General features: G+C 70.0%; 10 protein-coding genes. 9 read left to right on the forward strand and 1 reads right to left on the reverse strand.

Annotated elements, in window-relative coordinates; all coding sequences use genetic code 11:
• The 8 genes from VGW35_26335 to VGW35_26370 all read left to right on the forward strand — a co-directional run.
• On the forward strand, window positions 1-402 hold a 402-nt coding region (locus VGW35_26335; GenBank protein HEV8311196.1), incomplete at its 5' end, for a DUF3830 family protein.
• A 78-nt stretch (window positions 403-480) separates the two neighbouring features.
• Window positions 481-888 (forward strand): DUF3830 family protein, encoded by a 408-nt coding sequence (locus tag VGW35_26340; protein ID HEV8311197.1) that lies wholly within the window; start codon window positions 481-483, stop codon window positions 886-888.
• A gap of 26 nt (window positions 889-914) precedes the next feature.
• Entirely contained in the window at window positions 915-1556 is a 642-nt protein-coding gene (locus VGW35_26345; protein HEV8311198.1) for an isochorismatase family protein, read from the forward strand.
• A 34-nt stretch (window positions 1557-1590) separates the two neighbouring features.
• Window positions 1591-3120 (forward strand): ABC transporter substrate-binding protein, encoded by a 1530-nt coding sequence (locus tag VGW35_26350; protein HEV8311199.1) that lies wholly within the window; start codon window positions 1591-1593, stop codon window positions 3118-3120.
• 31 nt (window positions 3121-3151) lie between these two features.
• The gene (locus VGW35_26355) at window positions 3152-4126 is read left to right on the forward strand and encodes a hypothetical protein (GenBank protein HEV8311200.1); all 975 of its coding nucleotides are present in this window, start codon (window positions 3152-3154) and stop codon (window positions 4124-4126) included.
• Entirely contained in the window at window positions 4053-5081 is a 1029-nt protein-coding gene (locus VGW35_26360; GenBank protein HEV8311201.1) for an ABC transporter permease, read from the forward strand. Before VGW35_26355 ends, VGW35_26360 begins: the two co-directional genes overlap by 74 nt.
• Window positions 5078-5977, forward strand: coding sequence for an ABC transporter permease (locus VGW35_26365; protein ID HEV8311202.1), 900 nt, complete (start codon window positions 5078-5080; stop codon window positions 5975-5977). The genes VGW35_26360 and VGW35_26365 overlap by 4 nt, the downstream gene beginning before the upstream one ends.
• Before the next feature lie 74 nt (window positions 5978-6051).
• Window positions 6052-7209, forward strand: a complete 1158-nt coding sequence (locus VGW35_26370; protein HEV8311203.1) for a Xaa-Pro peptidase family protein — start codon at window positions 6052-6054, stop codon at window positions 7207-7209.
• A 51-nt stretch (window positions 7210-7260) separates the two neighbouring features.
• On the opposite strand, the gene VGW35_26375 is transcribed toward VGW35_26370, so the two are convergent.
• Window positions 7261-8448, reverse strand: coding sequence for a hypothetical protein (locus VGW35_26375; GenBank protein HEV8311204.1), 1188 nt, complete (start codon window positions 8446-8448; stop codon window positions 7261-7263).
• Window positions 8449-8604: 156 nt separating this feature from the next.
• On the opposite strand from VGW35_26375, the gene VGW35_26380 reads away from it, so the two are divergent.
• Window positions 8605-8972, forward strand: a 368-nt coding sequence (locus VGW35_26380; protein ID HEV8311205.1) for a DUF3105 domain-containing protein, incomplete at its 3' end; no start/stop codon positions are given.

The raw sequence follows: 8972 nt of genomic DNA on the forward strand, positions 1-8972 counted from the left end.
GACGGGGTCGTGGTGACCGCCCGGTTGCTGGAAGAGCGGGCTCCCAAGACCTGTGAGCTGATGTGGCAGGCGCTGCCTTACGAGGACCGGGTGACCCACGCCAAGTGGTCGGGGGCCATGTTCCACACCAACACCCCGATCGACCTGCCGGCGGGAGACGGAGGCTATCCGTTCGGGATGGAGGCGCCCTGCGCGTTCCAGGCGCCAGGGGAGGTCGTGTACTTCCGGCCGGCGAAGGAGTTCGCGGTCGCCTACGGCGAGTCGCAGTTTTCGTGGCAGACGGGCCCGCTGTTCGTCACGCCGGTGGCGATGATCGAGGGCGACTTGGCGGAGTTCGCCAAGAAGGGGGACGAGCTGGTCTGGAAGGGCGCGAAGCGGTTCGTGATCCGCCGAAAGACCTGACACCCTCGGCCGAGGGATCCGGGGCCACCGGGGCAACCGACGTCTGACTTCACTCCGCCACTGAGAGAGGGGAGACCCGTGAGGACGTTTCAGGTCGAGTACGAGGGGCTGAACCTGAGGGCCGAGCTGCTGGACACCCAGGCTCCCAAGATCTGTCAGGCGATCTGGGACGCGCTGCCGCTCGAGGGGCAGGTCACGAATACCGTGTGGAGCGGCGACATGCTGCGCCTCTGGGTGACTATCCCGGAGCCCCCGGAGCCGGAGAACCTCTCGGTGTTGCAAAAGCCCGGGGACATCATCTTTCTCCCCGGATGGAACGGGCTTCGCTTCATCTACGGGCCCGCCCAAATGCGGGGTCCGCGAGGGCCGCACCCGGCCCCCCGAGTCGGTCGGCTGATCGGAGACCTCGGGGACTTCATGAAGATCGCCAAGCGAGTGGAGTGGGAGGGCGCCAAGCACATGCGGCTGACGCGCGGCCAGGCCTAGGCGCGCCACCGGACGGGACTCGACCGGTGGCGACCTGGCGCGATGCCCTGACGCCCGACGAGCTCACGCTCTTCCGGCTCGCCGGGTATGGCCGGCCGGTCGGGTTCGGGGACCGCCCGGCTGCGCTGGTGATCGACGTCGAGTACAGCTTCACGGGCCAGACGCCGGAGCCGATCCTCCAGGCCATCCGGAAGTCTCGCTACAGTTGCGGCGAGCGGGCCTGGCGGTCTCTCCCGCACATCGGCCGGTTCCTGGAGGCGGCCCGGCGGAGTCGGGTGCCCGTCTTCTACACGCACGGCATCCCGAGCGGGAGCGACGCCCGGTCGTCCGGCGGGGGGCCGATCGTCGCGGAGATCGAGCCCCAGCCGGGCGACGTGATCATCGCGAAGCCGGGGCCCAGCGCGTTCTTCGGCACACCCCTGACCGGTCACCTGGTCCGGCTTCGCGCCGACACCCTGCTGGTGGCCGGCTGCACCACCAGTGGATGCGTCCTGGCGACGGTGATCGATGGGTTCAGCTACGGGTATCGCACCATCGTGGTGGAGGAGTGTGTCTTCGACCGGGCCGAGACTCCCCACCGCGTGAGCCTGTTCGATATGAACGCCAAGTATGCCGACGTCTTGCCGCTCGCTGACGTCGAGGCGTGGCTCAAACAGCGGGCGCCCTGAGGCCGAGGGACGGGCGGGGCACGGGAGGACTCTCATGAAGCACCTCGAGCGCGTCGGGTGGCCGGCGCTGGTGGCGATCGTCCTCTGGGCGTCGGGTCCGACCATGGCGGCGCGGGCCGCCGACGAGCCGGCCCTCCGAGTCGCTCGGGGGGCCGGGGGTCGCAGCCTCGACCCTCACCTGGGGGCCAGACTGGAGGACCGTCCGGTCCTTCACGTCCTGTACGAGTCGCTGGTCGATGTGAACGAGGACTCGCAGTTCACGCCGGGGCTGGCCAAGTCGTGGAGTGTGGCGCGGGACGGCTTGTCGGTGACGTTCCGCCTCCAGCCGGGAGTCAAGTTCCACGACGGGACCGATTTCGACGCCGGCGCGGTCAAGTGGAACATCGAGCGGGTGATGGATCCGGCCACCAAATCGGAGCACCAGTCCCGGTTCATCGAGGTGATCGGGAGCATCGACGTCCTCGACCGGCACACCGTGCGCATCAACCTCAAGCAAGCCTTCCCCCCGCTTCTGTCGGTGCTGATCGATCGCCCGGGACTGATGGTGTCGCCGACGGCGGCCCGCAAGTTCGGGGCGGACTTCGCGCGGAACCCGGTGGGCACCGGACCCTTCCGGTTCGTCGAGTGGGTACCGGGAAACCGCGTCGTCCTCGAGAAGTTTGCCGGCTACTGGCAACCGGGCAAACCGCTGGCCGGTGGCATGACCTTCCTCGATGTGCCGGAGCCCGCCGTCCGGCTGGCCAAGCTCCGGGCCGGTGAGCTCGATCTCATCTACGACGTCGGCGCCAAGGACGTCGCGGCGCTGGCCGGCGAGCCCATGTTTCGGATCGTGGAGTCTCGCGGGATGCGCTTCGACAGCATCCAGCTGCGGGTGGACGCTCCGCCGTTCGACAACCGCGCCCTGCGGGAGGCCATCGCGTTCGCCATCGATCGAAACGAGATCCACCGGGTGATCTACCATGGGACGGGCCAGCCGAGCGGCAAGCTCTTCGCGGCCGGCTGGTGGGCGAGCCCCGACTACGCCGGGATGCCGTATGCCCCGGAGCGGGCGCGCCAGAAGCTGATCGAAGCCGGGTATCCGAATGGCGTGAACCTCGTCCTGCACGTCCCCAGCGCATCGGACGACCTGAGGACCGGCGAGCTCGTCCAGGCGCAGCTCGCGAAGGTCGGAATCCGGGTCAAGATCCAGCTAGTCGATCCCAACGACCATTACGTGAAGGTCCTCCGCGGGGAGATTCCCTTTACCGTCCCCATGCGCTGGACCCCGTACACGGACCCGCACGAGCTGGCGTGGATCCTGTTCCACAGCAAGGGGTACGCGAACAGCTCGAAGTACCGGAACCCGGGCGCCGACAAGCTGCTGGAAGCCGGTTTGTCGAGTTACGAGGAAGGGGCGCGGCGGCCGGCCTATCGCGACGCCGAGCGCATGATCGTGGAAGACGCCTCATACATCTTCTACCATTTCACGCCGCGGTTCGCGGCCCACCGGAGCACCGTCACCGGGTTCCAGTGGATGCCCAATCTGATCCCCCGGCTCCGCGAGATGGGGTTCCAGCCCAGGTAACCGCCCGCCGCCGCCGCATGGTCTGCGCCCGATGCTCTTCCTGTCGCGCGACGACATCCGGGACCTGGTGACCCTCGGTCAAGCCGTCGCGGTGCTGCAGGCAGCCCTGGCGCGGTATTCGGACCAGACGGTGCTCATGCCCGATGCCCGACGGCTGTCCCTCCGGATTCCGGGCAACGCGGCCGAGGCGGGGGACACCTTCTGCTTCTCGAAGGTCTGCCACCTGGCGTTCGCCGGGATCGTGGGGTTCCGGGTGGTGGTGGCGGGGCCGGACCCGAGCCGCTCGACCCGCCTCGTCGTGCTCAGCGAGGCCAGGGCGGGGACACCCCTGGCCCTGATCGCCGAGCACGATCTGTATCAGATGCGCGTTGGCGCCCTGGCCGCCGTGGCGGTGCGACATCTGGCCAGGCGACAGTCCGGGCTCACCGTCGGCCTGGTGGGGACCGGTCCCCTCGCCCGGGTGATCCTCGCCGCCGTGCGGGAGGTCGTGCGCCCGGGACGGGTGCTGGTGGCGTCGCGTCGTCCGGAGAGCCGCCGGACCTTTGTGGAGCTGGCGCAGGCCGGGGACCAGGCGCCCGTCTCGGCAGTGGACGAAGTCGCCGACGCCGTCGGGCCGGCCGACATCGTGGTCACCGCGACGACGGCGAGCACGCCCATCCTCCGCCCGGAGTGGATCAAACCCGGCGCGCTCGTGTATCTGGTCGGGGCTGGATGTGAGGCGGACATCGGAGTCTACCGGAGGGCGGCGAAGCTCGTCGTGTCCGACTGGCGGGAGTGTCTGGCCCGGGAGGACGTGGCCCGCATGGTTCAGCGCGGGGAACTGAGCGAGACGGACGTCCACGCTCGCCTCCACGAGATCGTTCAGGGCGCCAAGCGGGGGCGCGGTGACGACGAGGAAGTCATCCTGGTCCGGGCTCCGGGCACCGTGTTCCATGACATCGCCCTCGCCCACCACGTCTATCGACAGGCGATCGAGGCCGGCCGGGGACGGCATCTCGACGGGTAACGGCGCCGTGTGGAGGTACGTCGTCCGACGGTCGATGCTCATCGGGGTATCCCTCGTGCTTCTCAGCGTGGGCGTCTTCTTTCTGATGCGTTACGCCATCGGGGGCGATCCGGTGGCGCTGATGCTCGGTCGGGAGGCGAGCCAGGAAGTGATCGCCGCCCGGCGGGCGGCGCTGGGCCTCGATCGCCCGGTTCCTGTACAGTACGCGAGCTGGCTCGGCCGCCTTCTTCGGGGCGACCTCGGACGATCGTTCGAGTACCCGCTCCCGGTGATCGAGCTGCTCTTGGCCCGGGCGGTCCCGACCATCGAGCTGACGCTGCTGGCGACGGCCTGGGCCGTCCTCATCGCGGTGCCGGCGGGCATGTGGGCGGCCCTGCGACATCGGTCGAAGGTGGACCTGGCGCTGTCGGTCGGCACCGTGTGCGGCATCTCGCTGCCGAGCTTCTTCCTCGCGATCCTGCTGATCGCGTTCTTCGCGCTCGAGTTGAAGTGGTTTCCCACGTCGGGGTACGTCGCGCCGTGGGAGAGACCGGGGGAGAACCTGCGCCTGATGGCCCTGCCTACCGTGGCCCTGGGGACCTGGTACGCGAGCAGCCTGATGCGTTACGTCCGATCGGCCGTGCTCGACCAGCTTCGCCAGCCCTACATCGCGGTGGCTCGCTCGAAGGGACTGGGACCGATGCGGATCGTGTGGGTGCACATCATGCGCAACGTCCTGATCCCGCTCATCACGATGGTGGGGATGAACGTGCCTTTCATGCTCGGTGGCGCCGTCACGGTCGAGACGGTGTTCGCGGTCCCGGGCGTGGGCCGGACGCTCCTCGGAGCCATCCTGGCGCGCGACTATCCCGTGGTGCAGGGCACCATGCTCTTCCTGGCGATGGCGACCCTGGTGACGAGCCTTCTCGTGGACGTCCTGTACGCCGCGATCGATCCCCGGGTGTCTTACGAGTGACCAGCCGGACAGCCGAGGCGACGCTGGGCATCCATCCGGCTTCGGCCGGCACGGCCCGGTTGATCCGGGTGATGCACGCAGTCGCCCGGTACCCGTCGGGGGCCGTGGGAGCGGGACTCCTTCTGCTCGTCGGGGTGGCGGCGCTCCTGTCCCCGGCCATCGCGCCGTTCGATCCGGTGGCCACCGACAGCGGGGCGATCCTGCGTCCGCCCTCGGCCACGTACCTGGCCGGGACCGACCCGCTCGGTCGGGACGTCTTCAGCCAGATCGTCTTCGGCGCCCGGGTGAGCCTCTATGTTCTCGTCGGGGCGATCGGCGTCAGCCTCACGACGGGCGTCGCCATCGGGCTCGTGGCCGGATACTGGTCGGGCACCTATCTCGACGAGGCCTTGATGCGGGTCATGGACATGATCCATCTGGTGCCGGACATCGCGCTGGCCATGGCGGTGGCGGGCGCATTCGGCGGGGACACCCCCTGGGGCGTCATCGTGGCGCTCGCCCTGGTGCGCGTGCCGGGATACGCGCGGCTGATCCGGAGCGCGGTGCTGTCGATCCGAACGGTGGACTTCGTGCTGGCGGCGCGCAGCGTGGGCGCCCGGCCGGCGCGCATCGTGGCGCGCCACATCCTCCCGAACCTCACCAGCTTGATCGTCGTGCGCACCACGGTGAGCGCATCCGGCGTGCTCCTGGGCGAGGCCACGCTGAGCTTCCTGGGCCTCGGCGTGCCGCCGCCCGCCCCGAGCTGGGGACGGATGCTCCGCGCCGGATTCGACTTCCTGGACTCGGCGCCCTGGGTCCCGCTCGCCCCGGGCTGCGCCATCTTCCTGCTCGTCCTGGCGCTCAATCTGGTCGGCGACACGTTACAGGACGTGCTCGACCCCCAGCGTCGCGCGTGACCGGCCGCCCCGACCTTCCCTCGATGTGTCACCGCTCTCGCGGAGACCCGTCAGCGTGCCGAGAGGATATCGCCATGCTCACCCGCAACGCGTTGCCGTTCCCGCCGGACGAGTACCGCACCCGCCTGGAGCGCGTGCGAGGCAGCATGGCGGCGGCCGGAGTCGAGGTGATGCTCACCGCGGTGCCGGAGAACATCGTCTACCTCACCGGGCATCACAGCCTCGGCTACTTCACGTACCAGATCCTCATTCTGTCGCTGGATCAGTCGCCGATTCTCCTGACCCGCGCGCTGAACGTGGAGAAGGCCCGGGTCGACAGCTGCCTCGACCACATCGAGGGATACGGCGACACCGAGGACCCGGACGCGACCACCCATCGCGTGCTCGACCAGTACGGCTTGCTGCGGAAGCGCATCGGCAACCAGGACGACGCCTGGTTCTTCTCCGTCGCGCGGTACAAGAAGCTGATCCACCGGCTGGGGGTGGACGATCTGGCCGACTGCTCGGGTCTCATCGAGCGAGTGCGCCGCGTCAAGTCGCCGGCGGAGATCGCGTACATCCGCGAAGCCGGCCGGTATTGCGCGGCGTCCCTCGAGGCGGCCATCGCGGCGGTGCGGCCGGGGGTCCTCGAGACCGAGGTGTCGGCGGCGGCGCACGACGCCCTCCACAAGGCGGGAAGCGAGTACCTCGGCCACTCGCCCCAGTTCGTGGCCGGCCCGGCGGCGGGCCTCGCCTTCGAGTGCGCGGGGCGCCGGCCGATTCGCAAGGACGACGTCGTGTACATGGAGGCGGGCGGGACCCACAACCGGTACAACTGCATGCTGTCGCGGACGGTGATCGTCGGCCATCCGGACCGGAAGTGGATCGCCATGGCGGAGGCCTCGCGCGACGCGCTCAACGCCGCCAAGGAGACGATCCGGGCCGGCGTCACCTCGCACGAGGTCGACCGGGCGGCCCGGGACGCGATGCGTCGGGCCGGATTCGCCGCGTACTTCGTCCATCGGACCGGCTATGCAATCGGCATCGGGTTCCCACCGGACTGGGGCGAGGGACGGATCCTGAGCATCAACGAGAACGACCCGACCGTGCTCGAGGCCGGTATGTGCTTCCACCTCATCCCGGATCTCAAGGTGGCCATGGCCGGCGGGGTCGTCTTCAGCGAGTCCGTCGCGGTGACCGAGACCGGCTACGACCTGCTGACGCCGTACTCCCAGGACATCTTCTACCGATGACGGCCATGGACCCTGTCCCCCGCACTCGGCGGTGTGCGGGGAGGATCACCTTCAAGCTGCTGCGGAAACAGGGCGCGTCTTCTCGGGAGACCGCGTCGCGACCAGATCGGCGAGCCGCCGGGCCGCGAGCCCGCCCAGCACCGCCGCTCCGGCCGTGATCGCAAGGGCGACCACGGTCTCGCCCGCGCCGGGCACCAGCGACCGGAACGCCGGACTCCGGGCCAGGATGACGCCGTGGACGATGAAGAGGCTGCCGGCCCACGCGACACTGGCGGCCACCGGCCGCCGGCGTGGGTCTGCCCCCACCATGACGGCTGCCGGGACCAGGGCGATCAACGCCAGGAACGCCGCCGGCGCCCCCGGCGTCAGGCGGTTCTTCCGGGCGATCTCGTGGGCGAGCGCGATCGGCGAGGCCGGGTCCCTGGCGATCTCCTCCTCGACGACCGGGATCGGCCGGAGCCACGCGAAGCCGGCGCGGGCGACCTGGCTCCCGGCCAGGGTGGCTGCGGCCAGCACCACCACGAGGGCGATCGGCGCCCAGCGGCGGCCCGAGAGGCGCGCCGTGGCGACGAGAGCCAGCGGCAGGAGCAGGGCACCCAGGATCGCATACGTGTGGAAGCGCACGCCGCCGTGCTGATAGGCGACCAGCGCCGCCGGCTCCAGGATGCGGTCGAGGGTTCCATAGAACCACGCGCCGGCGACGACCAGGGCGGCGAGCCGCGCCCGGCTCGGCGCCGGGTACGTCTCCCGGGCGATGAGGAGACAGCCCACCGTGTTGACCAGGCCACCGAGGAACCCCATGAGGTGCGGCGGGCTCCAGAGCGTGACGTCGAGACCGAAGAGGCGATGCCAGAGGTCGTCGATCGGCGCGGCCAGCACGGTGATCGAGATCCCCCAGGCCGCGACGTGGAAGCCGCGGGTGCCGGTGAGCCCGAGCAGCCGGATGGTGCCCCGGCCGCGTCCCGCGCCCGCCGCGCTCGCCGCCAGGGTCTCCCAGAGCAGGACGCCGAAGCTCACCAGGACGACGAGCGAGACGCCGGCGTAGGTCATGAGGTGCGGCGGGATCCAGAACGAATCGCGACCGATCAGCACGTGCCACTGGATGTCCCACCGCACGCCCCACCCGGCCAGCATCTTGGCGGCCAGGAGCGTCCAGAGGGCGGCACGGCGGACCGCCAGCACATCGGCGGTGCGCGGGATCGCGATGTCACCGGCGAGCGGGCGGGAGCGGGTCAGCATGTGGCAATTCTACCAGCAGTCGCCGCGCCGTCGGGTCCGGCGGCTCGCGGTGCTATACTGAAGCCGCGGCCCCTCCGGTCACGGCCGAGATCGCGGAAAAGGAGCACCGCCCCCGGAATGAGCCGCCCGACCGTCATGCCTCCAAGGCTGCTCCCCGTGAGCCGGGCGGCCCTGGCGGGCGCAGCGCTGGCCGCCTGGCTGGTGGCCGGCGTGGCTCACGCCCAGGAGCCGGCCGGCCCGGGGCGCAAGATGCCGGATCGGGGGCAGGACCACGTCCCGCAGGGGACCGCGATCAGCTATCAGGAGTACCCGCCGACCTCGGGCCCGCACTGGCCGGTATGGGCCAAGTGGGGCATGTACACGGAGCCGGTGCCTGACGAGGCCTTCGTCCACAACCTCGAGCACGGCGGCATCGTGATCCTCTACAAGTGCGCGACCCCGTGTCCGGACGTGGTCCGCCAGCTCCAGGAGACCTTCCAGACCCTTCCGCCGAGCAAGTACGGGCACGTCAAGGTGGTCGTCAG

The organism is Candidatus Methylomirabilota bacterium, from assembly GCA_036005065.1.
GTDB lineage: Bacteria > Methylomirabilota > Methylomirabilia > Rokubacteriales > DASRDR01 > DASYQW01.

What these genes read in the sequence shown, in the direction of transcription:
- VGW35_26350 (HEV8311199.1), top strand. Translation starts at nt 1,591, where the DNA reads ATGAAGCACCTCGAGCGCGTCGGGTGGCCGGCGCTGGTGGCGATCGTC.
- VGW35_26360 (HEV8311201.1), top strand. Translation starts at nt 4,053, where the DNA reads ATGACATCGCCCTCGCCCACCACGTCTATCGACAGGCGATCGAGGCCG.
- VGW35_26355 (HEV8311200.1), top strand. Translation starts at nt 3,152, where the DNA reads ATGCTCTTCCTGTCGCGCGACGACATCCGGGACCTGGTGACCCTCGGT.
- VGW35_26370 (HEV8311203.1), top strand. Translation starts at nt 6,052, where the DNA reads ATGCTCACCCGCAACGCGTTGCCGTTCCCGCCGGACGAGTACCGCACC.
- VGW35_26375 (HEV8311204.1), bottom strand. Translation starts at nt 8,448, where the DNA reads ATGCTGACCCGCTCCCGCCCGCTCGCCGGTGACATCGCGATCCCGCGC.